Origin of the sequence: Streptomyces sp. cf386, assembly GCF_900103585.1 — a bacterium.
Taxonomy (GTDB): domain Bacteria; phylum Actinomycetota; class Actinomycetes; order Streptomycetales; family Streptomycetaceae; genus Streptomyces.
The window spans coordinates 38,770-65,460 of sequence record NZ_FNHV01000017.1 but is presented as its reverse complement, the minus strand read 5'-3'; the positions used below and the strand labels follow the sequence as shown (position 1 = coordinate 65,460).

24 protein-coding genes and 1 tRNA gene are annotated in these 26,691 nt (G+C 70.0%); 15 read left to right on the top strand and 10 right to left on the bottom strand.

Going from position 1 to position 26,691, the window contains the following annotated elements; genetic code table 11:
• Positions 1-49: 49 nt before the first annotated feature.
• The 5 genes from BLU79_RS35170 to BLU79_RS35150 all read right to left on the bottom strand — a co-directional run bounded on the left by BLU79_RS35170 (position 50) and on the right by BLU79_RS35150 (position 3,663).
• Positions 50-121 (bottom strand) — tRNA-Gln (locus tag BLU79_RS35170).
• Between the two features lie 92 nt (positions 122-213).
• Entirely contained in the window at positions 214-945 is a 732-nt protein-coding gene (locus tag BLU79_RS35165) for an HAD family hydrolase (protein WP_093910051.1), read from the bottom strand.
• A gap of 105 nt (positions 946-1,050) precedes the next feature.
• Entirely contained in the window at positions 1,051-2,535 is a 1,485-nt protein-coding gene (gene gltX / locus BLU79_RS35160; RefSeq protein WP_093910050.1) for a glutamate--tRNA ligase, read from the bottom strand.
• Positions 2,528-3,313 carry a fumarylacetoacetate hydrolase family protein gene (locus BLU79_RS35155; RefSeq protein ID WP_093910049.1) on the bottom strand — a complete coding sequence of 262 codons (786 nt, stop codon included), beginning with the start codon at positions 3,311-3,313 and terminating at the stop codon, positions 2,528-2,530. Before BLU79_RS35155 ends, gltX begins: the two co-directional genes overlap by 8 nt.
• A 164-nt stretch (positions 3,314-3,477) precedes the next feature.
• Positions 3,478-3,663: a hypothetical protein gene (locus BLU79_RS35150; RefSeq protein WP_093910048.1), complete on the bottom strand. Its 186-nt coding sequence runs from the start codon at positions 3,661-3,663 to the stop codon at positions 3,478-3,480.
• Positions 3,664-4,269: 606 nt separating this feature from the next.
• Between BLU79_RS35150 and BLU79_RS35145 the strand changes: the two genes are divergently transcribed.
• From BLU79_RS35145 to BLU79_RS35105, 9 genes are all read left to right on the top strand, one after another.
• Positions 4,270-8,031: a sensor histidine kinase gene (locus BLU79_RS35145; protein WP_093910047.1), complete on the top strand. Its 3,762-nt coding sequence runs from the start codon at positions 4,270-4,272 to the stop codon at positions 8,029-8,031.
• 9 nt (positions 8,032-8,040) lie between these two features.
• Positions 8,041-8,454 (top strand): roadblock/LC7 domain-containing protein, encoded by a 414-nt coding sequence (locus BLU79_RS35140; protein ID WP_093910158.1) that lies wholly within the window; start codon positions 8,041-8,043, stop codon positions 8,452-8,454.
• Positions 8,455-8,568: 114 nt separating this feature from the next.
• Positions 8,569-8,967: a DUF742 domain-containing protein gene (locus tag BLU79_RS35135; RefSeq protein ID WP_003997626.1), complete on the top strand. Its 399-nt coding sequence runs from the start codon at positions 8,569-8,571 to the stop codon at positions 8,965-8,967.
• The gene (locus BLU79_RS35130) at positions 8,948-9,523 is read left to right on the top strand and encodes a GTP-binding protein (RefSeq protein WP_030051303.1); all 576 of its coding nucleotides are present in this window, start codon (positions 8,948-8,950) and stop codon (positions 9,521-9,523) included. The genes BLU79_RS35135 and BLU79_RS35130 overlap by 20 nt, the downstream gene beginning before the upstream one ends.
• A 388-nt stretch (positions 9,524-9,911) precedes the next feature.
• Positions 9,912-13,160: a nitrate- and nitrite sensing domain-containing protein gene (locus tag BLU79_RS35125; protein ID WP_177001302.1), complete on the top strand. Its 3,249-nt coding sequence runs from the start codon at positions 9,912-9,914 to the stop codon at positions 13,158-13,160.
• Between the two features lie 10 nt (positions 13,161-13,170).
• Entirely contained in the window at positions 13,171-13,584 is a 414-nt protein-coding gene (locus tag BLU79_RS35120) for a roadblock/LC7 domain-containing protein (protein ID WP_005479603.1), read from the top strand.
• A gap of 95 nt (positions 13,585-13,679) precedes the next feature.
• The gene (locus BLU79_RS35115) at positions 13,680-14,252 is read left to right on the top strand and encodes a DUF742 domain-containing protein (RefSeq protein ID WP_093910045.1); all 573 of its coding nucleotides are present in this window, start codon (positions 13,680-13,682) and stop codon (positions 14,250-14,252) included.
• Positions 14,233-14,814 carry a GTP-binding protein gene (locus BLU79_RS35110; RefSeq protein WP_026248371.1) on the top strand — a complete coding sequence of 194 codons (582 nt, stop codon included), beginning with the start codon at positions 14,233-14,235 and terminating at the stop codon, positions 14,812-14,814. Before BLU79_RS35115 ends, BLU79_RS35110 begins: the two co-directional genes overlap by 20 nt.
• 188 nt (positions 14,815-15,002) lie before the next feature.
• Positions 15,003-15,443, top strand: coding sequence for a hypothetical protein (locus tag BLU79_RS35105; protein ID WP_143052545.1), 441 nt, complete (start codon positions 15,003-15,005; stop codon positions 15,441-15,443).
• 85 nt (positions 15,444-15,528) lie between these two features.
• On the opposite strand, the gene BLU79_RS35100 is transcribed toward BLU79_RS35105, so the two are convergent.
• The 3 genes from BLU79_RS35100 to BLU79_RS35090 form a co-directional block, all read right to left on the bottom strand.
• Entirely contained in the window at positions 15,529-15,723 is a 195-nt protein-coding gene (locus BLU79_RS35100; protein ID WP_093910043.1) for an acyl-CoA carboxylase subunit epsilon, read from the bottom strand.
• 57 nt (positions 15,724-15,780) lie between these two features.
• Complete coding sequence (locus BLU79_RS35095) at positions 15,781-17,364, bottom strand: acyl-CoA carboxylase subunit beta (protein WP_093910042.1); 1,584 nt, start codon at positions 17,362-17,364, stop codon at positions 15,781-15,783.
• Between the two features lie 154 nt (positions 17,365-17,518).
• On the bottom strand, positions 17,519-19,876 hold the full coding sequence (locus tag BLU79_RS35090; protein WP_093910041.1) for a polysaccharide lyase 8 family protein: 2,358 nt from the start codon (positions 19,874-19,876) through the stop codon (positions 17,519-17,521).
• A gap of 136 nt (positions 19,877-20,012) precedes the next feature.
• On the opposite strand from BLU79_RS35090, the gene BLU79_RS35085 reads away from it, so the two are divergent.
• On the top strand, positions 20,013-20,567 hold the full coding sequence (locus tag BLU79_RS35085) for a YceI family protein (protein ID WP_093910040.1): 555 nt from the start codon (positions 20,013-20,015) through the stop codon (positions 20,565-20,567).
• Between the two features lie 72 nt (positions 20,568-20,639).
• Here BLU79_RS35085 and BLU79_RS35080 read toward each other — a convergent pair whose 3' ends face one another.
• Positions 20,640-21,212: a YdeI/OmpD-associated family protein gene (locus tag BLU79_RS35080; RefSeq protein ID WP_093910039.1), complete on the bottom strand. Its 573-nt coding sequence runs from the start codon at positions 21,210-21,212 to the stop codon at positions 20,640-20,642.
• 313 nt (positions 21,213-21,525) lie between these two features.
• Between BLU79_RS35080 and BLU79_RS35075 the strand changes: the two genes are divergently transcribed.
• From BLU79_RS35075 to BLU79_RS35065, 3 genes are all read left to right on the top strand, one after another.
• The gene (locus tag BLU79_RS35075; RefSeq protein ID WP_093910157.1) at positions 21,526-22,737 is read left to right on the top strand and encodes a Cmx/CmrA family chloramphenicol efflux MFS transporter; all 1,212 of its coding nucleotides are present in this window, start codon (positions 21,526-21,528) and stop codon (positions 22,735-22,737) included.
• Between the two features lie 119 nt (positions 22,738-22,856).
• Positions 22,857-23,087 carry a hypothetical protein gene (locus tag BLU79_RS35070; RefSeq protein WP_093910038.1) on the top strand — a complete coding sequence of 77 codons (231 nt, stop codon included), beginning with the start codon at positions 22,857-22,859 and terminating at the stop codon, positions 23,085-23,087.
• Between the two features lie 209 nt (positions 23,088-23,296).
• Positions 23,297-24,079, top strand: a complete 783-nt coding sequence (locus BLU79_RS35065; protein ID WP_093910037.1) for a S1 family peptidase — start codon at positions 23,297-23,299, stop codon at positions 24,077-24,079.
• A gap of 127 nt (positions 24,080-24,206) precedes the next feature.
• Here the strand turns inward: BLU79_RS35065 and BLU79_RS35060 are convergent, their stop codons facing one another.
• Positions 24,207-25,223 (bottom strand): GlxA family transcriptional regulator, encoded by a 1,017-nt coding sequence (locus BLU79_RS35060; RefSeq protein WP_093910036.1) that lies wholly within the window; start codon positions 25,221-25,223, stop codon positions 24,207-24,209.
• A 153-nt stretch (positions 25,224-25,376) separates the two neighbouring features.
• Between BLU79_RS35060 and BLU79_RS35055 the strand changes: the two genes are divergently transcribed.
• Positions 25,377-25,955: a cysteine hydrolase family protein gene (locus BLU79_RS35055; RefSeq protein ID WP_093910035.1), complete on the top strand. Its 579-nt coding sequence runs from the start codon at positions 25,377-25,379 to the stop codon at positions 25,953-25,955.
• Position 25,956: 1 nt separating this feature from the next.
• Complete coding sequence (locus BLU79_RS35050) at positions 25,957-26,685, top strand: cysteine hydrolase family protein (RefSeq protein WP_093910034.1); 729 nt, start codon at positions 25,957-25,959, stop codon at positions 26,683-26,685.
• Positions 26,686-26,691: the final 6 nt, after the last annotated feature.

Here is a 26,691-nt window from a genome sequence, read left to right as displayed (position 1 = left end):
GCGTGCTAGGCCGCTACACAACGGGGGCTTTGCAGATGAGCTCTGCGAGCTGGCCTACCTGGACTCGAACCAAGACTAACTGAACCAGAATCAGTCGTGCTGCCAATTACACCATAGGCCACTGGAACGCAAGCCCCTGAGGGGATCTTGTTCTAGTTTGCTCCTCCGGGTTTCCGGCCTTTCGGCCCGCTCCCCGGCGGCGCAGGAAGAACATTACCTGAAGGTGGACGGGGCTCCAAAACGGGTATCCGCGCCGAGGAGCGCGGGGAGTTCGGCGAGGGAGGCGATCCGGTGCGGTACGCCGGGGGCATCAGCGCTGGTGTACACGCCCTCACGGTCGATCCACACCGACAGCAGCCCGGCCTCCGCGGCACCGCGTCCGTCGATCTCCGGGTGATCGCCGACATACGCGACCTCGTGCGGGGCGAGCTCCAGAGCGGCGCAGGCGGCGTGGAAGGCACCGGCCTCCGGCTTGGAGACGCCCAGCTCGGCCGCGCACAGGATCGCCTCGAAGCGGTCGTGCACGCCGAGGACACGCAGCTTGTGGTCCTGGACATGGATGCTGGAGTTGGACAGCACCGCGTGCCGGTGGCTGGTGGCCAGGGTGTCCAGGACCGGCAGGACGTCCGGGAAGAGGGCCCAGACGGTCTCGTAGTGCGCGATGTACCGCCGGAACCAGCCGTCGGCCTCGGCGTCGCTCAGCTCCTCGCCCAGGAACACCCGTACGCGGTCCCGGCGCTGCCCCTCGAAGGACACCTCGCCCGCCGAGAACCGTGCCCACTGCGCGTCGGTGATCTCCCGCCAGCCCGCGATGGCCTGCTCCACGCTGTCGTACGCGGCCAGCAGCCCCTCGGCCTCCAGATGCAGGCGCATTCCGGCGCGGTCGGCGCCGGTGTAGTCGAAGAGGGTGTCGTCCACGTCCCAGACCACGGCGCGAATGCTCATGATCCGACGGTAACCCGGACGGTGGGAGTCTGTCCGTCAGTTGGGCGTCGCCCTGGACATACGAAGGGCGGCGCCCGAACCGGACGCCGCCCCCATGCGAACGCGCTATGCGGCCAGCTTCGCCAGTGCCGCGTCGATCCGGGCCAGGGTCTTCTCCTTGCCCAGGACCTCCAGGGACTCGAAGAGCGGCAGGCCGACCGTGCGGCCGGTGACGGCTACGCGGACCGGGGCCTGGGCCTTGCCGAGCTTGAGGCCGTGGGCCTCGCCGGCGGCCAGGACGGCCTCCTTCAGGGAGTCCGGGGAGGTCCAGTCGGCCGCGTCCAGCTTCTCGCGGGCGGTGCGCAGGAGGGCGTCCGAGCCCTCCTTCATGGCCTTGGTCCAGGACGGCTCGTCGAAGACCGGCTCGGTGAGGAAGAGGAAGTCGACGTTGTCCGTGATCTCGGAGAGGACCTTCAGCCGCGTCTGGGCGTGCGGGGCGATCGCGTGCCACTTGGCCTCGTCGAAGTCCTCCGGCGCCCAGGGGGCGAACGGGGCCGTCAGCCAGGGGGCGCAGCGCTCGGTGAAGTCCTTCACCTCGAGCAGGCGGATGTGGTCGCCGTTGATCGACTCGCACTTCTTCAGGTCGAAGCGGGCCGGGTTGGGCTGCACGTCCGCGATGTCGAAGGCCGCGACCATCTCGTCCGTCGTGAAGATGTCCTGGTCGGCGGAGAGCGACCAACCGAGGAGGGAGAGGTAGTTGAGCAGGCCCTCCGGCACGAAGCCGCGCTCGCGGTAGAGGTTCAGCGACGACTGCGGGTCGCGCTTGGAGAGCTTCTTGTTGCCCTCGCCCATCACGTACGGCAGGTGCCCGAAGGCGGGGATCTGCTTGGCGATGCCCAGCTCCATCAGCGCCTTGTACAGGGCGATCTGACGGGGCGTCGAGGAGAGCAGGTCCTCGCCGCGCAGGACGTGGGTGATCTCCATCAGGGCGTCGTCGACCGGGTTGACGAGGGTGTACAGCGGGGCGCCGTTCGCGCGGACGATGCCGTAGTCGGGCACGTTCTCCGGCGTGAACGTCAGCTCGCCGCGGACCAGGTCCGTGAAGGTGATCGTCTCGTCGGGCATCCGGAAGCGGACGATGGGCTCGCGGCCCTGGGCCTTGTACTCCTCGACCTGCGCCTCGGTCAGCTCGCGGCAGTGGCCGTCGTAGCCGGACGGCTTGCCGGCGGCGCGGGCGGCCTCGCGGCGGGTGTCCAGCTCGTCCTGGGAGCAGTAGCAGCGGTAGGCGTAACCGCCTTCCAGGAGCTTGGCCGCGACGTCCTTGTAGAGGTCCATGCGCTGCGACTGGCGGTACGGCGCGTGCGGGCCGCCGATCTCGGGGCCCTCGTCCCAGTCGAAGCCCAGCCAGCGCATCGCGTCGAGCAGCTGGTTGTACGACTCCTCGGAGTCGCGGGCCGCGTCGGTGTCCTCGATGCGGAAGACCAGGGTGCCCTGGTGGTGCCGGGCGAACGCCCAGTTGAACAGGGCGGTGCGGACCAGGCCCACATGGGGGTTACCGGTGGGCGAGGGACAGAAACGGACGCGAACGGGGGAGCCGGGTGCGCTAGCCACGCTTGACAACCTTGTTGGTGAGAGTGCCGATGCCTTCGATGGTGACGGCGACCTCGTCGCCGACGGTGAGCGGCCCGACGCCTGCCGGGGTGCCCGTGAGGATCACGTCGCCGGGGAGCAGCGTCATGGCCTCGGAGATGTTGACGATCAGGTCCTCGATGGAGTGGATCATCTCGCTGGTGCGGCCGAGCTGACGCTGTTCGCCGTTGACCGTGAGCTGGATCGTCAGGTCGGACGCGGTCCGGACGTCCAGGTCGGTCTCCACCCAGGGGCCCAGCGGGCAGGAGGTGTCGAAGCCCTTGGCCCGGGCCCACTGCTTCTCGCGCTTCTGGACGTCACGGGCGGTGATGTCGTTGGCGCAGGTGAAGCCGAAGATCACGTCCTTGACGCGCTCGCGCGGGACCTCGCGGCACATACGGCCGATGACGACGGCCAGTTCGGCCTCGTGGTGGAGGTCCTCGGTGAAGGACGGGTACTGGATCTCGTCGCCGGGGCCGATCACCGCGGTGGACGGCTTGAAGAAGGCGAACGGGGCGTCGGGCACCTCGTTGCCGAGTTCGCGGGCGTGCTCGGCGTAGTTGCGGCCGAAGGCCACGACCTTGTTCGGGAGCACCGGCGGCAGCAGCCTGACCTTGCTCAGCGGGACCTTTGTACCGGAGAGCTCGAAGTCCGCGAACGGGATGCCCTTGATGATGTCGAGGACGAGCTCGTCCGGCTTGTCGCCCTCGACCGCGCCGAAGGCGACGTTCCCGTCGATGGAGAATCTGGCGATGCGCACGGGATCCTGGCGCCCCTCTACTGTGCCGGCTGGAGTCTGACGCTCCAGGCTAACGCGGGGAGGGGTGCGCGCCTCGCGCATTACTGCGGGCGCCCCGGCCGTCGTACTGCCGCGGGCGCCCTGGCCGTCGTACGGGATTGAACAATCGGCCGTACGCCCGCGTACTACTGGGCGGCGGCGGTGGCGGGGATCTCCACGAGGATGGTGCGCCTGGGGTTCGCGGTCTGCGTGGGAAGATCGACGGAGCGCTCCGGCAGCTGCGGGGTCTGCAGTTCGTCGGCGTCGTCGAGGTGCGCCAGCGTCGTGCGCCGCGGGTTGGCTATCGTGCGGAACATCGTCGTCGTCTTCACGGTTCTACTGAGTCCTGTCGTGACGGAGCGCCGGGGCCTGGCTCAGGGCGGCCTGCGTCCGGGCGCGGGTTGGCAGAAACATCCCCCATGTAAAGCGTCAGGCTAAAACATGCGATTCCCCGGGGAAGTCATGGGGACCCCCGGATCTGCATGTGAGTTTGCTCACGGGTCGACGGATAAACCGGGCAATTCAGACCCGCAATCCACCCCAACGAAACGGACATTGACCCCCTGAAGCCCTCATTCCGCTCCTGATCATGTCGACTAGGACACCTCCCGCGCGCAAGAGGATCGAGAGCATACGTCCGATATGGGTGGGATAAGTTTCTACGGCAGGTAATCTCGCCCTCACGTGGCGTCACGTATGTCACGGCTCGACCTACGGGCCTTGTTGGAGATCCTGCACTGTGCTGGAATTCCACGGACCGCCGCAGGATCGAGCCGGCGCACAGGGGGCGCATCGAGCGCCATGTGGCGGCGAGAAGGGGGAGCCAGCGCCGGTCACTCACGACCATCAGGGAGCGTGTTCAGGACGCTCCCCAATACGCCGACACCGTGTCCGTCCGCTCACGCGGAGGGGCGCCTGGTCCAGAGGTTGCGACGCTAGTGCAGGGACGTTTCAAGAGGGATGGCAGCGCTTCGGCGGAGCCGGAGCACGGCGGGACCGACCGAGGTCCCTCGACCCAGCACGCCCAGAACCCGGGCCCGGCACCGTCGGTCGACGGCGGTGACCGCCCCGGGCGCCCGGCCGTGTCGGCGTCCTCGGGGGCGGCGACTCCCCCCGCACCACCGGCGAAGAAGCCGCCGAAGGGCTCCACGGGCCCCGGCGCGCGAATAGCCCTGCGCAACTGGCGTATCTCCACCCGCCTGGTGGCGCTGCTGACGCTCCCCGTGGTCGCGGCCACCTCGCTGGGCGCGCTGCGCATCAGCGACAACATGGACGACATCCAGCAGCTCGAGAACATGAAGCTGCTGACGGACATGACCAAGCGGGCCACCGAGCTCGCCGCCGCGCTCCAGGAGGAGCGCGACCAGTCCGCCGGTCCGCTCGCGCACGGCGCCAAGGCGACCGACTACACGGTCAAGGGCTACCGGGACAAGTCAGACCGGGCCAGGGACAGCTTCATCGAGGCGTCCGAGGAGATCGACAACAGCAGCAAGGACGGCAACCTCAGGGGCGTCCGCGACAACATCGTCCAGCTCGTCCGGGAACTGGGCACGCTCTCCGAGATCCGCAACGTGGCCTACAAGGCCGAGCGCAACTCCACGCAGACCGTGGAGGCCTATCACCGGGTGATCACCCACCTGCTCGACCTCTCGCAGGACATGGCCGAGGCGACCAGCAACCCGGAGATGATCCAGAGCACCCGTGCCCTGGCCGCGTTCTCCTCGGCCAAGGAGTACGCCTCCATCCAGCGCGCGGTCCTCGCAGCGGCGCTCCCGGCGAACAGCACCTCCGACGGCGACCTGTCGGAGAACGACCGGCTCTACGCCGACTCGGCGCTGGAGAGCCAGACCTCCGAGCTCCGCAGCTTCAAGAGCATCTACGGCGCGGAGGGCGCCGAGGAGCTGCTGAAGCCGATCGGCGAGAACAACCCGACGATCAAGGCCAGCGACACCTACGCCAACCGGGCCCTGACCTCCGCGAACGGCCTGCAGTCGCTGGACAAGCGGTCGTACCGGGACTGGGTGGACGACAGCACCACCAAGATCCAGCAGATGCGCGCCATCGAGACGACGCTGCTGGAGGACATGGAGCAGAAGGCCCGCGAGCTGCGCAACGAGTCGGAGCGCGAGGCGATCATCTCCGGTGCGCTGATCCTGCTCGTGCTCGGTGTCTCGCTGGTCGGCGCCTTCGTCGTGGCCCGGTCCATGATCCGCTCGCTGCGCCGCCTGGAGGAGACCGCCACCAAGGTCGCCCAGGACCGCCTGCCCGAGCTGGTCAAGCAGCTCTCCGAGTCGGACCCGCAGGACGTCGACACCTCCGTCGAGTCGGTCGGTGTGCACTCCCGGGACGAGATCGGCCAGGTGGCCGCGGCCTTCGACGACGTGCACCGCGAGGCGGTCCGCCTCGCCGCCGAGCAGGCCCTCCTGCGGGGCAACGTCAACGCGATGTTCACCAACCTCTCGCGCCGCTCCCAGGGTCTGATCCAGCGCCAGCTCTCGCTGATCTCCGAACTGGAGTCCCGCGAGGCCGACCCGGACCAGCTGTCCTCCCTCTTCAAGCTCGACCACCTCGCGACGCGCATGCGCCGTAACGGTGAGAACCTCCTCGTCCTCGCGGGTGAAGAGCCCGGCCGCCGCTGGACCCGCCCGGTCCCGCTGGTCGACGTGCTCCGTGCCGCCGCGTCCGAGGTGGAGCAGTACGAGCGCATCGAGCTGGCCTCCGTGCCGACCACCGAAGTGGCCGGCCGGGTCGTCAACGACCTCGTGCACCTGCTCGCCGAGCTGCTGGAGAACGCCACCTCGTTCTCCTCCCCGCAGACCAAGGTCAAGGTCACCGGTCACGCGCTGCCCGACGGCCGTGTGCTGATCGAGATCCACGACACCGGCATCGGCCTCTCCCCCGAGGACCTCGCCGCGATCAACGAGCGGCTCGCCTCGCCGCCCACCGTGGACGTCTCCGTCTCCCGACGCATGGGCCTCTTCGTGGTCGGTCGTCTGTCGCAGCGGCACGGCATCCGCATCCAGCTGCGCCCCTCCGACTCCGGTGGTACGACCGCGCTGGTCATGCTCCCCGTCGATGTCGCCCAGGGCGGCAAGAAGCCCGCTCCGGGCAAGCCCGGCCAGGGCGGCCCGGGTGCCTCCGGTGGTCCGGCCGCGGCGCAGGCCGCCGCCGGTGCTGCTGCCGCCCGTCGTCAGGCCCAGGCCGGTGGCGGCTCCCTCGGCGCGGGTGCGCCGGGTGGTGCGCTCGGTGCTGGTGCGTCCGGCGGTGGCCGGCTCGGCGCCGGTCAGGGACCGCGGGCCGCGCTGCCCGGTCGGGACGGTGGCGGGCTGCCCGGTGGACCGGGTGCCCCGCGCGGACCTCAGGGTCCGGGCGCGCCCTCGCAGGGCCGGCCGCCGGCCGGTGCGGGCGCCGGGTTCGGTGGCCAGGCTCCGGGTGCTCCGCAGGGGCTCCAGGCGGCGGGCACCGGTCAGGATCTGTTCGGCACGGGTCAGGACGCCTTCGGTTCGGGCCAGGACCCGTTCGGTTCGGGTCAGGACCCCTTCGGCGGCTCGCGTGGCGGCTCCGGTCGGGACCAGTCCCGGCCCCAGGGCCCCGCGTCGTCGCCGTCCGCTCCCCCGCCCGCCGGTGCCGAGAAGGGCCGTCGTGGCCGTCGGCCGCAGCTGCCGCCGCGCGGTGGTGCGCGGGCCGAGCTGCCGGGCGGCAACCAGCAGCGCACGCCCAGCTGGAGCGACGAGAACGCCCAGCCGCCGGTGCCGCGCGCTTCCCTCGACACCCCGCGTGGGCACGACGAGGACCCCGCACAGACATCCCGGATGCCGCGGATCGACGACCGTCAGGGCCCTGCCGCGACTTCGGAGATGCCGGCCATCCCGCGCCCCGACGGCCGCCACGGCCCGGGCTCGGTCCCGGAGTTCCCTCGCCCCGGTACGGCCGCACCGCAGGACACGGGTCAGTTCGTCCGCACCGACGTCTTCGGCGCCCCGGGCGGGCAGAACACCTCCTCGCAGACCGGCCAGTTCGCCGTACCGCAGGCGTACGACGGCAGCTCGACGGGCCAGCACGCCCTGCCCGGCCGCCAGAGCCCCGAGTCCACCGGGCAGTTCGAGCGGCCCCAGGTCAACGGCACGTACGGCGGCAACTCCGGCTACGGTGCCCCGCAGCCCCCGGCCCCGGCGCGTCCGCAGCAGCGGCCCGCCCGCCAGGAGCCGGAGGCGCTGCCGCCCGCGACGGGTCCCGGCGACGGTCGTACCCCGCTGTACGACACGCTGGAGACCAACTGGTTCCACGGCAGCCAGCAGGGTCAGCAGGGCCAGGGACGCCAGCCCGGCGCCAACGGCTCTGCTCCGGCCTCCGCGCCGCAGCAGCCGCAGGCTCCCGCGGCTCCCTCTCAGCCCCCCGCGTCGAACGCCGCATGGCGCAGCTCGCCGAACGACGACCTCGTTCGGCAGGCAGAGCGTGTCCGGCAGCCGGCCGCGGGCGGTGTCACCACCTCCGGCCTGCCGCGCCGGGTGCCCAGGGCGAACCTCGTCCCGGGTACGGCTCAGCAGCAACAGCACCAAAGCGGTCCGGCGGTCTCGCGTGCGCCTGACGACGTACGTGGCCGCCTGACCAATCTCCGTCGGGGTATCGCGCAAGGTCGTCAGGCCGGCACCGGCCAGACGGGCAGCTTCCCGAGCCCCACTCACCAGCAGGAGCGTTAGTTGAGCCAGATGAGCCAAGCGGCACAGAACCTCAACTGGTTGATCACCAACTTCGTGGACAACACCCCCGGGGTGTCCCACACCGTCGTCGTGTCCGCCGACGGTCTCCTGTTGGCGATGTCCGAGGGCTTCCCGCGCGACCGTGCCGACCAGCTGGCGGCCGTCGCGTCGGGCCTGACCTCGCTGACGGCAGGGGCGTCCCGGATCTTCGACGGCGGCAGCGTGGCACAGACCGTCGTCGAGATGGAGCGGGGATTCCTCTTCCTCATGTCCGTCTCGGACGGCTCGTCCCTCGCCGTCCTGGCGCACCCCGAATGCGACATCGGCCTCGTCGGCTATGAGATGGCGCTGCTGGTCGACCGCGCGGGCGCCGTGCTCACGCCCGACCTGCGCGCCGAGCTCCAAGGCAGTCTGCTCCACTGATCAGCCCCGGATCCACCCGTCTCACCAAATCACCGTCCGGCCGCCACAATCCCCGCACTGGCCCCCACCCAGACGGCTTGACTGACCGAGTTGCTGTCCCCGCCCGGAGGATTCATGACCCCGCCCACCGCCTCTCATGATCCGTACGCGGAGCCGTACGAGGATGAGGGCGACCAGCCGCTGGTACGTCCGTACGCGATGACCGGCGGCCGGACCCGGCCGCGCTACCAGCTCGCCATCGAGGCGCTGATCAGCACGACGGCCGACCCGGCAGCGCTCATGGGGCTCCTCCCGGAGCACCAGCGCATCTGCCACCTGTGCCGTGAGGTGAAGTCGGTGGCCGAGGTCTCCGCGCTGCTGTCCATGCCGCTGGGCGTGGCCAGGATCCTTGTCGCGGACCTCGCCGAGGCCGGCCTGGTGGCCATCCACCAGCCGGGCGGCGATGAGAACAACGGTGGCGCTCCGGACGTGACGCTGCTCGAAAGGGTGCTCAGTGGACTTCGCAAGCTCTGAACCAGGCCGGGCGACCACCTCCGCGAAGATCGTGGTGGCGGGTGGCTTCGGCGTGGGCAAGACCACGTTCGTCGGCGCGGTCTCGGAGATCAACCCGCTGCGCACCGAGGCCGTGATGACGTCCGCGAGCGCGGGCATCGACGACCTCACGCACACCGGGGACAAGACCACCACCACGGTGGCGATGGACTTCGGTCGTATCACCCTGGACCAGGATCTGATCCTGTACCTCTTCGGTACGCCGGGCCAGGACCGTTTCTGGTTCATGTGGGACGACCTGGTGCGCGGTGCCATCGGCGCCGTGGTCCTGGTGGACACCCGCCGCCTCGCCGACTGCTTCCCCGCGGTCGACTACTTCGAGAACAGCGGGCTCCCGTTCGTCATCGCCCTCAACGGCTTCGACGGGCACCAGCCCTACACGCCCGACGAGGTGCGCGAGGCGCTGCAGATCGGCCCGGACGCGCCGATCATCACCACGGACGCCCGACACCGGGCCGATGCCAAGAGTGCGCTGATCACGCTGGTGGAGCACGCGCTGATGGCACGGCTGCGGTAGATCAAGTAGGAAGCGCCGTACGGCAGTTGTCGTAGATGTGCCGGAGCCGACTGTGGCCTTTGACACGGTCGGCTCCCTTGTTCATAACGTTTCGGCAGAGGAATCGGGTGGTACGGCCACTCGTCGCGGTCAAGCGGTGTCGCTGCGCGTACGAACGCCCCGTCATTTGACGGGGCTCGCTCTTTATGACCGTTTTATCTAGGGCTTACATCACTCGGAATCCTCCTCTTCCACTGTTTGGAAGAGCGCAGGCCGACGTGCTGGAATGCGAGAACTGCCCAATAGTCAAAGACGTACTCAGCAGTACTGCGTACTACCTGGCGTACTGGGCTCTGAGACACAACGGCACATACGTAGGTGCCGACCCCGCCGGAAGGTTGTTGGTCGAGTGAGGCGAAGCAAGAACAGTCCCGAGCCGTCGGCCCGGGGCAACTTCACCCCGCCGCCGCGCGGAGCGGCGCCTGTCCCTGTGCCCGGATCCGAACCAGCGGCCGCGCCGGCGTCCAGCGGCGGCCGTCTCTCGCCGCGCAACTGGCGCGTGCCGACCCGGCTGAACGCGATCCTGCTCATACCCGTGCTGGTCGGCCTCGTCATGGGCGGCTTCCAGGTGAAGAGCTCGATCGACACCTGGCAGGAGGCCGAGGACGCGGAGAACACCGCGCGTCTGGTGCGGGCCTCCCTGAACTACGCCGACGCCCTCTACAACGAGCGTGACACCACGGCCGCCCCCCTCCTCCAGGGCAAGGGCGAGGACGACAAGACGGTCACCGCGGCCCGTAACAACACCGACAAGGCGGCGGACGAGTTCGACGCCGCCGCGCAGAACATGCCGCAGAAGGCCGGTCTGGAGCGCCGCCTGAGGCTGTTCCGCGACGTCGAGCCGGGTCTCACGGACCTGCGCGCGCAGGCCTACGGCAACAAGCTGACCGGTGTGCAGACCGAAGAGGGCTACGTCGAGGTCGCACACCCCCTGACGGAGTTCGCCAACGAGCTCGGTCTGGGCACCGGAAACATCACCTCCTACGGCCGTACGGTCTACGCGATCGAGCTGACCAAGGCGGCCCTGTCGCTGCAGCGCTCCATCGGCATGCACCTGCTGGTCAAGCCCGGCCCGTCGGCGACCAGCTTCGCCAGCCAGCGGGTCGCCCTGACGTCGTACGCCTATCTCGAGGGCATCGCCGTCGAGGAGTACATCGGCGGTGGTACCGAGGCCGACGCGCAGAAGCTCGAGGACGCCAAGAAGGAGATCCTGGCCGAGGGCGCGGCCATGGCCAAGGAGGCCGAGGCCAAGAACCCGGACTACGTGCGGCCGCCGGCCAAGACCGAGGACATGGTCAAGGCCATCGCCTCCATGCCGTCCACGGACGCCGGTGAGCGCGCCAAGATCGCCCAGGGGGGCGTCACCGCCGAGAACTGGTGGGCGGTGAACACCCTCAAGTTCAACGCCTACCGCCAGATCGAGTCCGACCTGGCCGACACCGCGGTGAACGAGGCCGCCGGCATCGCCGACGACGCCAAGCGCGACGCGCTCATCACCGGTGCCGCCGTCGTGGTCGCCCTGCTCGCCGCGTTCATCCTGGCCGGCATGGTCGCCCGCCAGATGTCCCGCTCGATGCGCCAGCTGCGCAACGCCGCCTTCGGCATCGCCGAGCAGCGTCTGCCGATGCTGGTCGACCAGCTCTCGCGCACCGACCCCGGCCGTGTGGACACCCGGGTCGCGCCCATCCCGATCAACACCCGGGACGAGATCGGCGAGGTCGCCCGCGCCTTCGACCAGGTCCACCGCGAGGCCGTCCGACTGGCCGCCGAGCAGGCCCTGCTGCGGGGCAACATCAACGCGATCTTCACCAACCTGTCGCGCCGCAACCAGTCGCTGATCGAGGGCCAGCTGACCCTGATCACCGACCTGGAGAACAACGAGGCCGACCCGGACCAGCTGGAGAACCTCTTCCGCCTGGACCACCTCGCGACCCGTATGCGCCGCAACGGCGAGAACCTCCTCGTCCTCGCCGGCGAGGAGCCCGGCCGCCGCTGGGACCAGCCGGTCCCGCTGGTCGACGTCCTGCGCGCCGCCTCCTCCGAGGTGGAGCAGTACGAGCGCATCGAGCTCTCCGGCGTCCCGGAGGCCGAGATCCACGGCCGCGCCGTGACCGACCTCGTGCACCTGCTCGCCGAGCTGCTGGAGAACGCCACGACGTTCTCCTCCCCGCAGACCAAGGTTCGCGTGACCGCCACCCGTCTCCCCGACGGTCGGATCATGATCGAGATCCACGACAAGGGCATCGGCCTCACCGCCGAGGACTTCGCGGACATCAACCACAAGCTGGCCAACCCGCCGACCGTCGACGCCGCGATATCCCAGCGCATGGGCCTCTTCGTGGTCGGCCGGCTGTCCGACCGGCACGGCATCCGCGTCCAGCTCCGCCCCTCCGGCGAGCAGGCCGGCACCACCTCGCTGGTCATGCTGCCGGACGCCATCACCCACGGTGGCGGCGGCGAGCAGCAGGCGCCGGTCGACGAGTTCACCGTCTCGCAGATCATCCCGGAGCAGCACTTCCAGGGTGAGAACTTCAACCAGCAGCCGATGCGTACGGCGGCCGAGCTGGGCTTCGACGACAGCCGCTACACCGAGGTCCCGGACGACCTGCGCGACCTGGACCCGGTCGGCCGCTCCCTGATGCGCGAGGGGCGCCGTGCGGCCCTCGAGGCCCAGACGCACGGCCAGGAGGCCCTTGAGGGGCCCGGGTACGACGAGTTCAGCGGTCAGCCCGGCTACGACGATCGAGGCGGCTTCCCCGAGCAGCCCGGCGGCTACGACCGCCAGGCGCCGTACGAGGAGCAGTCGCAGACGTCGTACGAGGAGCAGCAGGCGACGTACGAGGAGCCGCAGCGGGCCGCATACGACGAGCCCCAGCGGTCGTACGACGACCCGTACTTCGCGCCGAACGGCGGCCAGCCGCGGAACGACACCTTCTCGTCGGGCGGCGGCTACCCCGAGCCCTCGTATCCGGAGCCGGTGCGCGAGGAGCCCGCAGCCGCGAGCCCGTCCGCCCCGGAGACCTTCACGGCCTTCGAGCAGCGGCGTCACCAGGACGACTGGCCGCAGTCGAACGGCTACCGCAACGGCTACCCGGACCAGTACGCTCCGGAAACGGAATCGGCGCAGGCCGATGACGCGAACGAGCGCGACCGCGTAGGCTTCGACCGTCCGGGACCGGCCCCCACCGCCCCCCACGCGCTGACCGACGCCGGGCTTCCGCGCCGCGGTGCTGCCGCGAGCGGCACCAACGGCGCACGGCCCGCACGGCAGGAAGCGCCGGCCCCCACCCCGGAGAGCAACGGCGACAGCTGGCGCTCGGCCAACGACGAGCGCTGGCAGCAGGCCTCGCAGCTCCGGAAGCCCAAGGCAGGCGGGGTCACCTCCTCCGGTCTGCCGAGGCGGGTACCCAAGGCCAACCTGGTCGAGGGAGCCGCCGAGACCACCCCCCAGGGAGGTCCACAGATCTCCCGCGCTCCCGAGGACGTCCGGGGCAGGCTGAGCAACCTGCGCCGCGGTGTCCAGCGGGGACGCAGCGCAAGCAGCGAAACGAACGGCCAGGGCTTCGGTCCTGACAGCACCTACAACCAGGAGCGTTAGTGTGAGCCCGATGAGCCAGGCGGCACAGAACCTGAACTGGTTGATCACCAACTTCGTGGACAACACCCCCGGGGTGTCGCACACGGTGGTGGTCTCCGCCGACGGACTCCTTCTGGCGATGTCCGAAGGCTTCCCGCGCGACCGCGCCGACCAGCTCGCGGCCGTCGCCTCCGGTCTGACGTCTCTGACGGCAGGCGCCTCCCGCATCTTCGAGGGCGGCAGCGTGAACCAGACGGTTGTGGAGATGGAGCGGGGATTCCTCTTCATCATGTCCGTCTCCGACGGTTCCTCACTCGCAGTTCTCGCACATCCCGAGGCGGACATCGGCCTCATCGGGTACGAGATGGCGCTTCTGGTCGACCGTGCCGGTACCGTCCTCACGCCGGATCTGCGTGCGGAGCTCCAAGGCAGCCTGCTCAACTAACAGACAGTCGGTGCGTTTTGGCGTCCCGTGGCCGTAAGGTTTCGGGACGCGGCTCCACATGATGGGTGCCAGGCACAGTCGGAGGAGGAGAGAAAGTGGCAACACCCCCAGACGGTTCGTCATCGGGCAATTGGTCGTACGGCCCTGCCCAGGGGCACGGCGACGGTTCCCGGAACCGGTACAACTTCCCCTCCCAGCCGAGCCAGCGTCAGCCGTACGCACCGCAGGGCCCCGGGCCCTCGCCGTACGACCAGCCGCCGGCGCCGCGCATCCAGCCGGTGCAGCCGCAGCGACGCACCCCTGAGCCGGCGCCCGCCGGGGCGTCGAACAACCCCCTGGTGCGCCCGTACGCCATGACCGGCGGCCGGACGCGCCCGCGCTACCAGCTCGCCATCGAGGCGCTGGTGCACACCACCGCGCAGCCGCACCAGATGCAGGGCCAACTGCCCGAGCATCAGCGGATCTGCAACCTCTGCCGGGAGATCAAGTCGGTGGCGGAGATCTCCGCTCTCCTCACGATCCCTCTCGGCGTGGCCAGGATCCTCGTCGCCGACTTGGCGGAGGCGGGACTGGTCGCCATCCATCAGCCCGGCGGCGACGAGAACGCCGGCGGCCAGCCAGACGTGACACTGCTCGAAAGGGTGCTCAGTGGACTTCGCAAGCTCTAGCGGCGGTCCTTCCCGCTCCACCACGTCCGCGAAGATCGTGGTGGCGGGCGGCTTCGGCGTGGGCAAGACCACGTTCGTCGGCGCCGTCTCGGAGATCAACCCGCTGCGCACAGAGGCCGTGATGACATCCGCTTCGGCGGGCATCGACGACCTCACCCACACCGGGGACAAGACCACCACCACGGTGGCGATGGACTTCGGCCGTATCACCCTGGACCAGGACCTGATCCTGTACCTGTTCGGCACCCCCGGCCAGGACCGCTTCTGGTTCATGTGGGACGACCTGGTCCGCGGCGCCATCGGCGCGATCGTCCTGGTGGACACCCGCCGCCTCGCCGACTGCTTCCCCGCGGTCGACTACTTCGAGAACTCGGGTCTCCCCTTCGTGATCGCCCTCAACGGCTTCGACGGCAACCAGCCGTACAACCCGGACGAGGTGCGCGAGGCCCTGCAGATCGGTCCCGACACCCCGATCATCACGACCGACGCCCGCCACCGCGCGGACGCCAAGTCGGCGCTGATCACGCTGGTCGAGCACGCGCTGATGGCACGGCTTCGCTGAGTGAACCCCAGCACGAGGGGCCCCTCCCATCGGGAGGGGCCCCTCGTCTTGCCCGGTCTTCAGCGGCCCCTCGATCTCTAGCCAAGAAGATCATTCACTTATATGGTTACGGCTCGTCAGCGGCCGTTCATGGCACGAGCGTTGGGGCCACGGCCGGGGGGCAGGGTGCTCGCCCAGGAGGGGATCACGTGAGAAGAACGTGCGCACCGGCGGCCGCGATGTTGTCCGTCTTCGCTTCGTTCGGTCTGGTGCTGGCCACCAACAGCCCGGCCTTCGCAGCCGACGAGTGGAGGTCGGACTGGCTTGGAGACGACGTGTACATGAATCTCATCCGCGACGGTGACCTGCGCGGGTCGGGATACTTCAGGGCCGACCCCGTCGGCAGTGCGTCGGGCGATTCCTTCCAGGCCTGCGACAACTACGCCGACGGCAAGGGCATGGAGGTCAGCCGGAAGTTCAACGGCTCCTCGACCTGGAAGGTCATGGCTTCGACGCGGGGACACAGCGCCGGCTACTGCACTCCGAACATCACGGACAACATGGCGGAGGGGACGTACCTCGCCGTCCGCCTGTGCATCGTCGAGGGCACCCACCAGACCTGTGGGCCGGAGAAGTGGACCACGGCCTAGACGCCGTAGCCGGCTGAGGACCAACTGAGACAAGCGAAGGGCCCGCCTCCCCCTGGGAGGCGGGCCCTTGCGCGTCGTACGGCCTTCAGCGCCAGCTGTGCGGCGCCCGGAACCCCGGCTCGCGCTCCAGGCGGCGCCAGCCGGCCTTCGCGCGACCCCGGTGAGCCGGGGCGGCGTCGGTCGGCTGGGCGGCGGCACGCGCGAGCAGGATCGCCGTGATGGCCGCGACTTCCTCGGGCTCGGCGTGGCCCTTCTCGACGCGAATGTCAGGGGAGTTCATAGGTCACAGTCTCCGTGAGAGAGGTTTCCGCGGGGGTACCGCGAAGGATCCGCTGGGTTACTGCGGGGGGTTGCCGTGCTTGCGGGACGGCAGGTCGGCGTGCTTGGTGTGCAGCATCGCCAGGGACTTCACGAGCACCTCGCGGGTCTCCGCGGGGTCGATCACGTCGTCGACGAGGCCACGCTCGGCCGCGTAGTACGGGTGCATGAGTTCGGACTTGTACTCCTTGACCATGCGGGCCCGCATGGCCTCGGGGTCCTCGGCCTCGGCGATCTGACGGCGGAAGATGACGTTGGCCGCACCCTCCGCGCCCATCACGGCGATCTCGTTCGTCGGCCAGGCGTAGGTGAGGTCGGCGCCGATGGACTGGCTGTCCATGACGATGTAGGCACCTCCGTAGGCCTTGCGCAGGATCAGGGAGATCCGGGGAACCGTCGCGTTGCAGTAGGCGTAGAGGAGCTTCGCTCCGTGCCGGATGATTCCGCCGTGCTCCTGGTCGACGCCCGGGAGGAACCCGGGGACGTCCAGGAAGGTGACGATCGGGATATTGAAAGCGTCACACATCTGAACAAAGCGCGCAGCTTTTTCCGACGCCTCGATGTCCAGGACGCCCGCGAGGGACTGCGGCTGGTTGGCCACGATGCCCACCACCTGGCCGTCCACGCGGGCCAGCGCGCAGATGATGTTCCGCGCCCAGCGCTCGTGGACCTCCAGGTACTCGCCGTCGTCGACGATCTCCTCGATGACCTTGGCCATGTCGTACGGCCGGTTGCCGTCGGCCGGGACCAGGTCCAGCAGCACCTCGCTGCGGCGGTCCGGCGCGTCCGTGGACTCCACCCGGGGCGGGTTCTCACGGTTGTTCTGGGGCAGCATCGAGAGCAGGTAGCGCACCTCGGCGATGCACGTCTCCTCGTCGTCGTACGCGAAGTGGCAGACGCCGGAGGTCTCGGCGTGCACGTCGGCGCCGCCCAGGCCGTTCTGGGTGATCTCCTCGCCCGTCACCGCCTTGACCACGTCCGGGCCGGTGATGAACATCTGCGAGGTCTCGCGGACCATGAAGACGAAGTCCGTCAGGGCGGGCGAGTAGGCCGCGCCACCCGCGCACGGGCCCAGCATCACGCTGATCTGCGGGATCACCCCGCTCGCCTTGGTGTTGCGCTGGAAGATGCCGCCGTAGCCGGCGAGGGCCGAGACGCCCTCCTGGATACGGGCGCCCGCGCCGTCGTTCAGGGAGACCAGCGGCGCACCCGCCGCGATGGCCATGTCCATGATCTTGTGGATCTTCGTGGCGTGGGCCTCGCCCAGCGCGCCGCCGAAGATCCGGAAGTCGTGCGCGTAAACGAAGACCGTGCGGCCCTCCACCGTGCCCCAGCCGGTGATGACACCGTCGGTGTACGGCTTCTTGGCCTCCAGGCCGAACCCGACCGCCCGGTGCCGGCGCAGCTGCTCGACCTCCCGGAAGGAACCCGGGTCCACGAGCAGCTCGATCCGCTCCCGGGCGGTCAGCTTGCCCTTGGCGTGCTGCGCCGCGGTCGCCTTCTCGCTCGGGCCGGCCAGCGCCTGCGCACGGATCTCGTGCAGCTCGGCGGTCCGCCCGCGGGCGTCGATCGGCTCACCCGGTGCCTCTTCCAAAACGGTCATGTAGCGACCTTACGAAGGACACCAAGGAAAGCGAGCCGTTGACTCCGTACAGTCTCCGGACCCATTTCCTGGTACCCCTGAACAGAACCATGGCGGCGTGCAGCCTTTCCGACTGCTCAGAGGGCGTCCGCGTTGTTGGGGTCGTACAAAGCCGTCACCTGAGAGCCACCTCACAACGGTGGCTCGCACATACCATCCCCGGAGTGACACGGACCCTCAGTCGGCGGCCGGAGGAGAGGACCTCGACCGAGTCGTCCGCGTGCAGGACCCGTCCTACCGGACGGTCCCAGATGATCTCCAGCGGCTCGCCGGTGCGCGGCGGCTCGCTCACGCAGAGGGTAGCGGTACGCCCCCTGCGCCGGAGCAGCACACTCGCCCCGGCGGAGGCGGTGAGCGGGCCCGCCGTGCCCTGTTGCCAGAAGTTGGCGGCCGTCAGCCCCAGGACGGGGACGCCGACCGCCTGACATGCCCGGTCGTTGGCGAGGACCGACAGCCAGTGGGCACCCTGGGCGGCCCGTGCCGCCACCTCGTGCCGGCCGGCGCCGGGCATGAGCAGGTAGACGTAGGTCGCGTCCGTGGGGTCCGTGCCGTGGTCGAGCCAGAGGGTCTGCCAGCGGCGGGTGCGGCGCTCCGTCGTACTGGTGGTGTTGATGTCGGACCAGGCGCCGGTGCGGTCCTCGCGCAGGGTGCGCAGCTCGCCGTACGGCACCACCCAGCCGCCGTGGCCCGCCAGGTGCGCCCAGCCGGGGCCGCGGAGGAATGCCTGGTCGCCGCCCTCCCCCAGGTTGCGGTTGTCGACGACGGTCTCGACGGGGGCGCCGTCGGCGCAGGTGATCCCGCTGCCGAGGCAGATCACGGTGTCGTCGACGCAGAACCACGACTTACGGGCCTGGAGCGTCGACCCCAGCCCTTTCAGGTGCTGCCCGATCGCCGCGTACTCGCCGTCGGTGGTGCCGCCGACCCACCGCACATCGGGCTTGGGCTCGCCCCATTCGCCGCCGGCCTTGTCGGGGAGGCGGAGCGTGGAGACGGTCGTACCGGGGAGCCGGTACCAGTCGACGGTGGGCCAGTGCCAGTCTGTGTACTGATCGGGTCGGCCCCCCTGCCCCTCCGCCCACCAGGAGAGCATCCCGGCGCCGGTGTGCCAGCCGCGCGGGTTCTCGCCGTTGCCGCACTCGTAGTGGGCGATGCGGTCGCTCGCCATGGCGATGTTCGCGACGAAGCGCGGGCGACGGTGCACCGCCCGGTCCATCGCGGCGAAGAGGTGGTGGCCGATGGGTTCGGGGGCGGCGGCGACCGGTGACGCGGCGACGGTGTGCAGTCGGGCGAGGTCGGCGACGTCGAACTGGCGGGCCGTCAAGATCGGTGTGACGGTGTCCCGTTCGATCCATCCCTTGATACGGCCGTACCAGCGCTCCCGTTCCGCGGCGCTCGCGCCGCCCGCGAGGAGTGCGATCGCGGCGATGATCCCCTGCCCGTGGTAGTGGTCGCTGCGCATTACGTGTCGGTCGTCGCTCTTGAGGTAACCCCGGCTGATGGCACGGCCGTTGACGCTGTCCATCATCAACCCGTCGTGAATGAGGGGCGCGTAGGCACGCTCGACGCTGTCGAGGACGATCTGCCGGTTCGGGTCGGTCACCTCCCACTCGGATCCGGCGAGCAGGGCGAAGAGACGGCCGAGGCCGTCCAGGAGGACCTGGCCGTAGGTGCCGGAGTAGGCGACCCAGGTGTGCTGGACGAAGGAGCCGTCGGCATAGAGGCCGTCGCCCTTCGTGACGTACGGGAAGACCGGCGAGAGCGCGTCACGGGCGAGCGCTATCTTCGCCGGGGCGCGGCCGAGGATGCCGCGCAGGGCGACGCTGCGGCACAGGTCGACGCGGTTGGCGCCGGTGGAGGTGCCGGAGTAGTCGGTGAGCATGGCGTCCGGGATGAAGTGGTCGACGGCCGCGCAGGCCGCTGCGCGCTGGGCGTCGGCGAGGTGGTCGTAGAGGGCGGCCGTGATGTCCATCAGCAGGCGGGGGCTGCCGATCTGCCATTCCCACCAGTTGCCGTAGCGGGTGGTGGAGGGGTTGTAGACGGTGGCGGAGAGGTGGTCGAGGCCGCGCAGGACGTCGGCGAGGAGGGACGGGTCGGCGGTGGAGCCGGTGCCGGGCTGGACGTAGGCCTGGGTCATGGTCCACAGGCGGCCGTAGCTCTGGGTGACGCCGGCGGGTGGGTCGTAGGGGTGGCCGGGCCAGAGCGAGGTGGGGGTGGGGGCCATCGTGGCCCGGAAGCCGCGGGCGAGGGTGCCGGTTTCGGCGAGGCGGGCGGCGTACGGCTGTGCCGTCGGGTCGTAGCCGGCGCCGAGGGCGATGTCGAGCCAGCGGTGGCGGAGGGTGTCGTAGGCATCGGCCGGGGCGGCGCGGGCTGCCGAGGCGGCAGGGGTGGCGGTAGCGGTGGTGGCCAGGAACGCCGCCGCGAGGAGGACGGCTCGGCGGGTGGGTCTTGTGGGCCCTGTGCGCTGAGAGGTCATGCTCGGGCATCTACCACCTCAGCGTAGTCACGCCAACACTTTGCGGATGATGTTGAATCTCGAACGGAATAGGTCTACGGTCGGCTGCGTTGATGTAGTTCAAGATTCAACTTCAGGCCTTCCGAAGGAGCACGTCATGACGAACACCGACCTTTCCGCGCTGACCGGCGACTACACGATCGACACGGCCCACTCCACCATCGGCTTCACCGTCCGGCACGCCATGGTCACCAACGTCAAGGGCAAGTTCCTCGACTTCAGCGGCTCGCTGCACCTGGACGGCACCGACCCGTCCGCGTCCACGGCGTCCCTCGACGTCAAGATGGACAGCATCGACACCGGCTCCGCCGACCGCGACGGCCACCTCAAGAGCGCGGACTTCTTCAAGATCGAGGAGTTCCCGACGATGACGTTCCGCTCGACCGCGGCCGAGGCCGTCGGCGACGACGACTACCGCATCACCGGTGATCTGACGATCCTCGGCACCACCAAGCCGATCACCATCGACCTGGAGTTCAACGGCGCCGCGAAGGACCCGTTCGGCAACGAGCGCGTCGGCTTCGAGGGCAAGGCGCAGATCCTGCGCTCGGAGTGGGGCCTGACGTGGAACGCCGCGCTGGAGACGGGTGGGGTCCTGATCTCGGACAAGATCAAGCTGAACTTCGACATCTCGGCGATCCGGAACGCGTGACGCTGCGCACCCCTGCACGCCACGAGGGGGCGGTCCGCGCCCCTTCCACGACGGCGCCGGTGAGTCTTCCGCTCACCGGCGCTTCGTCAATTCCCGGAGGATCGCGGCGACTTGGGCCGTCCGGCTGCGCGGGGTCCGGGCGCGCAGGAGGCCGAGCATGATCTGGTACCGCTCGGTCCTGCCCAGCTCCTCGAAGGCCGCCCTGGCCTCGGGATCCTCCTCCAGCGCCGCGGTCAGCTCGTCCGGGACCGATGCGTTGCGCTGCGACTCGTACGCCGCCGCCCACCGCCCGTCCGCCTTCGCGGCATCCACCTCCGCGAGCCCGGCGGGCCGCATCCGCCCGGCGTCCGCCAGCTCCTCGACGCGCCGCACATTGACCATCGACCACAGGCTGCCCGGCCGTCGCGGGGTGATCCTCTGCAGGAAGTACCCGGCGTCCAGGCCCTTGCGCTGGCCGGTGATCCAGCCGTGACAGAGGGCCACGTCGTTGACCTCGGCGGCGGTGACGGACGGGATGCCGGAACCCTTTTTGGCGACCTTGATCCAGAGATCGGAGTGGTCGGGGGCGGGGTGGGTGGTCAGCCAGGTGTCGAGGGCGGGGGCGGAATCGAAGGCGAGGGGGGCTGTGCCGTCCGAGGGGGTCATGGGGACACCGTAGGTGCCATATAGGTCAGAACCTGGCCTATAGCGGTTCGTGCGTCCCGATGGGGAACCGTGCCCCGAATCGGGAACCGTGCCCTGATCAGAAAGGGGTGGAACCGCTCTCGCCGGGCCCGTTAGCCTGCCCCCGTGTCCAGCCCCGAAGCCTCCAGACTCCGGCCACCGGCTCTCCGGTGGCTGTTCGTGATGTCGGACTGACGGGCCTGCCCGTCGTCATCACCGCTGGCGTCATCACCGCTGCCGGACGGCCGTTCGTCGTGCCGTTTTCGACTTCGACTTCGGGTTGCGGGGTTTCTTCGTGCCGTTTGCTCTTTTTCTGCTGGGCGTCGCCGTGTTCGCGCAGGGGACGTCCGAGTTCATGCTGGCCGGGCTGGTGCCCGACATCGCCGGGGATCTCAGGGTCTCCGTGCCGATGGCGGGGGCTCTGACCTCCGCCTTCGCGGTGGGGATGGTCGTCGGGGCGCCCTTGATGGCCGTGCTCGGGCGGCGCTGGTCCCGGCGGGGTGCGCTGCTGGGCTTTCTCGTCGCCTTTCTCTGTGTGCATGTCGTCGGGGCGGTCACCGACAGCTTCGGGGTGCTGCTGGCCACTCGGGTGGTCGGAGCGCTCGCCAACGCCGGGTTCCTGGCCGTCGCCCTCGTGGCCGCCGTCGACATGGTCGAGCCGCGGGCCAAGGGGCGGGCGACGTCCACGTTGCTGGGCGGGGTCACGCTCGCCTGCGTCGTCGGCGTGCCGGCGGGGGCGTTGCTCGGGCAACTCTGGGGGTGGCGTTCCGCGTTCTGGGCCGTGGCCCTGGTGTCGGCGCCCGCCATGGTGGCCGTGGCGCGGTCCGTGCCCCGCGGCGCCACCGACTCCGGGCGTCCCGCTCTGCGGAGCGAACTGCGGGCCCTGCGCAGCCCTCGACTCCAAGTCACGCTGCTCCTCGGCATCCTCGTGAACGGCGCGACCTTCTGTACGTTCACCTATCTCGCGCCCCTGGTCACGGAGGTGACGGGGCTGGGCAGCGGGTGGGTGCCCGTAGTGCTGGCGCTGTTCGGTGCCGGGTCCTTCGTGGGGGTCGGTGTCGCGGGGCGGTTCGCCGATCGGCGGCCCGGGGTGGTGCTGGGCGTGGGCGGCGGCGCGCTGTGCCTCGGGTGGGGTGCCCTCGCGCTCGGCGCGGGCACCCCGGCCGTGGCGCTCGGGCTCGTCTTCGTGCAGGGGGCGCTGTCCTTCGGTGTCGGGTCCACGCTCATCTCGCAGGTGCTGTACGCGGCTCCCGGCGCGCCCACGCTGAGCGGTGGCTTCGCGACCGCCGCGTTCAACGTGGGCGCGGCGCTCGGGCCTTGGCTCGGCGGTACGGCCATCGGGGTTGGGCTCGGGTACCGGTCGCCGCTGTGGGTGAGTGCCGTGTCGGTCGCGCTGTCTCTGATGGTGGCGGGCGTGGCGGGCATGGCGGGCGTGGCGGGCGGTCCGGCCCGGCGGCGAAATCCGGGGGCGGACGGGAGTCGCACTGGGGCATCCTCGTCGGTATGACCGTCACGTCCCGACCCGGTTCCGACTGGGTCGCCATCGCCTCGTACGAGTTCGAGAAGGGGTCTCCCCGGCCCCTGGCCGCCGTGCGCGGTTGACTGCGTGAACGCGGCATCGACTGGATGCCGTTCGGCGCGGACGAGGTCCGCTGGGATCGGGTGTGCGCGCCGGGGGCCGACGGGCACTGGCGCGCGTGGATCACGGTCCATGTGGACGCCGGTGCCCTGTGGCGGCTCGGGCTGCATCCCGATCAGCCGACCGCTGTCGTCAACTCCCCCTCGCCGCCCGGCTGGTGGCACACCGCCGGGGAGCGGTACGCGCGGCAGCGGTCGGGCGGGAGGCCCGTGTCCTGAGCTGGAAGAACCCTGTCCTGAACGGGCGTGGCCGGAATTGACCCCTTGTCCATGCAGTCACAGGATCCACATAATCCAGCAACAGAATTGACCGGCGCATGCCATCGACCATCGAGGAGGCGCTCCCCGCCTTCCCTGCTTGGCATGCTCCCGACATTTCAGCGCTCTCTCCACGTTCGTATGTCCAACCCCCCACGGAAGGCATCACGTTGAAGAAGCTCCTCACCGCGTTCAAGAGATGCGCGGTCCTCGGCGCCGCCGCCCTCGCGATCGTCAGCCTTCAGCCCGTCTCGGCCGCGCAGGCCGCCGACTCGCGTGTCGTCGGCGGAACCCGGGCCACGCAGGGCGAGTTCCCGTTCATGGTCCGGCTCTCCATGGGCTGTGGCGGTGCGCTCTACACCCAGCAGATCGTGCTCACCGCCGCGCACTGTGTGAGCGGCTCCGGCAACAACACCAGCATCACGGCCACCGCCGGAGTCGTGGACCTGCAGTCCACCAGCGGCCGGGTTCAGGTCAGGTCCACCAAGGTCCTCCAGGCCCCCGGCTACAACGGCAACGGCAAGGACTGGGCGCTCATCAAGCTCGCCCAGCCGATCAACCTGCCGACGCTGAAGATCGCCACGACCACGCAGTACAACACCGGCACCTTCACCGTGGCCGGCTGGGGCGCGGCCACCGAGGGCGGTAGCCAGCAGCGCTACATGCTCAAGGCCAACGTGCCGTTCGTCAGCGACGCCCAGTGCCGTTCCTACAGCGGCTACAGCGGTCTCATCGCCGCCGAGGAGATCTGCGCCGGTCTCCCGTCCGGCGGTGTCGACACCTGCCAGGGCGACTCCGGCGGCCCGATGTTCCGCCGCGACGCCAACAACGCCTGGATCCAGGTCGGCATCGTCAGCTGGGGCATAGGCTGCGCCCGGCCGAACGCGCCGGGTGTCTACACCGAGGTCTCGACGTTCGCGTCGGCGATCGCGTCGGCGGCGTCGTCTCTCTGATCCGGCTGTCTCTCTGATCCGGACGTCTCTCTGATCCGGACGTCTCTCCGATCTGACAGCATCACGGGCCCGGTGTCTTCGGACGCCGGGCCCGTGCCGTGCCGTGCCGCCTGCGGCCGCGTCGCGCTCAGCCTTCTTCGGACGCCTCCCGGACCGGGGCCGCGCGGAACCTCGCCCGGTACTCGCTCGGCGTCGTGGCATGGCGGCGGCGGAAGGCCCGGATGAGGGTGTCGACCGTGCCGAACCCGCAGACGGAGGCGACCCGTTCCAGCGTGTCGTCGGTGGTCTCCAGCAGGTTGCCGGCCAACTCGACCCGGGCCGACTCGATGTAGGCGTGCGGGGTCGTACCGAGTTCGGTCTTGAAGATCCGGGTGAGCTGGCGGTCGCTCACGTGCGCGTACGCGGCCAGGTCCGGGACGGTGAGGCGCCGGCCGATGTTGTTCAGAATGTGGTGGCGCAGGTCCTCGATGCGCCGGGTCGGTGACACCCGTTCCAGCGGCACGCTGAACTGGGACTGGCCGCCCGGCCGCTTCAGGTACATCACCAACTGGCGGGCGACGCGCAGCGCGACCTGCTCGCCGAAGTCCTCCGCGACCAGGGCGAGGGACAGGTCGAGGCAGGCACTGATCCCCGCGCCGGTCCAGACCTCGCCCTCCTCGCGGATGAAGATCGGGTCCGGGTCGACCCGCACCGCCGGATGGTCGGCGGCGAGCCGCTGCGCGGTCGACCAGTGCGTGGTGGCGCGCTTGCCGTCGAGGAGTCCCGCGGCGGCGAGGATGTGCGCACCGACGCACACCGACGTCACCCGCCGGGTGCGGGTGGCCAGCGCCTTCACCCAGGCCACCGTGGCGGGGTCGGTGATGGGGTGGATACGGCGCTCGGCGTCCACCTCGACGGAGCCGGGGACCAGCAATGTGTCGATCGCCCGCTCGGCGACCGCACGGAACGTGGTGTCGGGCAGGATCCGCACACCGGCCGCCGTCGTCACCGGCGCCGTGGTCTCGGCGGCCAGCACGACCTCGTAGCCGACCCGCTCCTCGGTCTCGCGCGGGACGAGGGAGAACACCTCCGGCGGGCCGGTGACATCGAGGAGGTCGACGCCCTCGAACAGCACGATCACGATCAACCGGTTGACGGTCCCCACCCTGTAACCCCCTGTTTGGCCTGCGGATTCGGGCGTCGGTTTCTGCAAATAGCACGTCATTGCCGACAGCCCGGTGCGAGCCATAGCGTCGCATACGTGTTCAACAAACTGTTGAACAACTCATTCGAGTCCCCCCACCCTTGGAGAAGACCTGTGGCAAGCAAGACGCTGCGCGAACTCGGCGGTGCCGACGAAACCCCCGCGGCCCTCGCCTCCTCGACGCTGATCCTCGTCGACTACCAGAACACCTACACCCGCGGTGTGATGGAACTCGACGGCTGGCAGCCCGCCCTGGAAGCGGCGTCGGATCTGCTGTCCCGTGCCCGCGAGGCCGGAGCCGAGGTCATCCATGTCCAGCACGACGGCGGCGAGGGTTCGCCGTACGACATCCGCACGGAGATCGGGCGGATCCACCCCGACGTGGCGCCGATCGACGGCGAATCCGTGGTCGTCAAGCAGGCCCCCGACGCCTTCCACGGGACCGACCTCGGCAGGCTCGTCGACGAGGCCGGGAACGAGACCGTGATCGTCGCGGGGTTCATGACCCACATGTGCATCGCGTACACGTCGGCGTCCGCGGCCCTGCGCGGCAACCCGCCCACGGTCCCCGCGGACGCGTGTGCCACCCGGTCGATCGTGAACGTGTCCGCCGACGAGCTGCACCGCAGTGCGCTGGCGGCCATCGGCGACGCGTACGGCGTCGTCGTCGCGTCCGGGAAGGAGCTGGCCTGACATGGCGGAGCAGGGGCAGGGCGGCGCGTCCCGTCGCGGGTTCCTGAAGGTCGGCGGGGCGGCCCTCGTCGGCGGCGCCGCGGTGTTCGGCGCCACCCGGCTGGGCGACTCCCCCGCGCAGGCGGCGGAGGCGGACACGTCGGGGACGACGACGCTGCGCAAGCTCAACGGCTTCGCGGACAAGCCGGCTTCGCTCACCTCCGCCACCCTGATCATGGTGGACTACCAGAACACCTACACCCGCGGTGTGATGGAACTCGACGGCTGGCAGCCCGCCCTCGACGCCGCGGCCGAGCTGCTGAGCGCGGCCCGCGAGGCGGGCGGGACGGTCATCCACATCGTCAACGACGGCGGGGAGAACACCCCGTACGACATCCGCCGGCCGATCGGCCGCATCCACGACAAGGTCAAGCCCGCGAAGGGCGAGCGGACCGTGGTGAAGAAGGCCCCCAACGCCTTCGTGAACACGGACCTCGGCAAGCTCGTCGACCGGGCGGGCAACGAGAACCTGGTCATCGCCGGGTTCATGACGCACATGTGCGTGACGTTCACCGCGGAGGGCGCGTTCCTGCGCGGGAACAAGCCCACCGTGGTCGCGGACGCCTGCGCCACCCGGCCGCTGCCGTCGGTCGGCGGCGGACTGTCCGCCGACCAGATCCACCAGAGCGCGCTGGCGACGATCGCCGACCTGTACGGCGTCGTCGTTCCCAGCCACACCACGCTGGCATAGCGCGCG

What these genes read in the sequence shown, in the direction of transcription:
- BLU79_RS35165 (WP_093910051.1), bottom strand. Translation starts at nt 945, where the DNA reads ATGAGCATTCGCGCCGTGGTCTGGGACGTGGACGACACCCTCTTCGAC.
- BLU79_RS35140 (WP_093910158.1), top strand. Translation starts at nt 8,041, where the DNA reads ATGAGCCAAGCGGCACAGAACCTCAACTGGTTGATCACCAACTTCGTG.
- BLU79_RS35135 (WP_003997626.1), top strand. Translation starts at nt 8,569, where the DNA reads ATGACCCCGCCCACCGCCTCTCATGATCCGTACGCGGAGCCGTACGAG.
- BLU79_RS35120 (WP_005479603.1), top strand. Translation starts at nt 13,171, where the DNA reads ATGAGCCAGGCGGCACAGAACCTGAACTGGTTGATCACCAACTTCGTG.
- BLU79_RS35100 (WP_093910043.1), bottom strand. Translation starts at nt 15,723, where the DNA reads ATGAACTCCCCTGACATTCGCGTCGAGAAGGGCCACGCCGAGCCCGAG.
- BLU79_RS35095 (WP_093910042.1), bottom strand. Translation starts at nt 17,364, where the DNA reads ATGACCGTTTTGGAAGAGGCACCGGGTGAGCCGATCGACGCCCGCGGG.
- BLU79_RS35090 (WP_093910041.1), bottom strand. Translation starts at nt 19,876, where the DNA reads ATGACCTCTCAGCGCACAGGGCCCACAAGACCCACCCGCCGAGCCGTC.
- BLU79_RS35085 (WP_093910040.1), top strand. Translation starts at nt 20,013, where the DNA reads ATGACGAACACCGACCTTTCCGCGCTGACCGGCGACTACACGATCGAC.
- BLU79_RS35080 (WP_093910039.1), bottom strand. Translation starts at nt 21,212, where the DNA reads ATGACCCCCTCGGACGGCACAGCCCCCCTCGCCTTCGATTCCGCCCCC.
- BLU79_RS35070 (WP_093910038.1), top strand. Translation starts at nt 22,857, where the DNA reads ATGCCGTTCGGCGCGGACGAGGTCCGCTGGGATCGGGTGTGCGCGCCG.
- BLU79_RS35050 (WP_093910034.1), top strand. Translation starts at nt 25,957, where the DNA reads ATGGCGGAGCAGGGGCAGGGCGGCGCGTCCCGTCGCGGGTTCCTGAAG.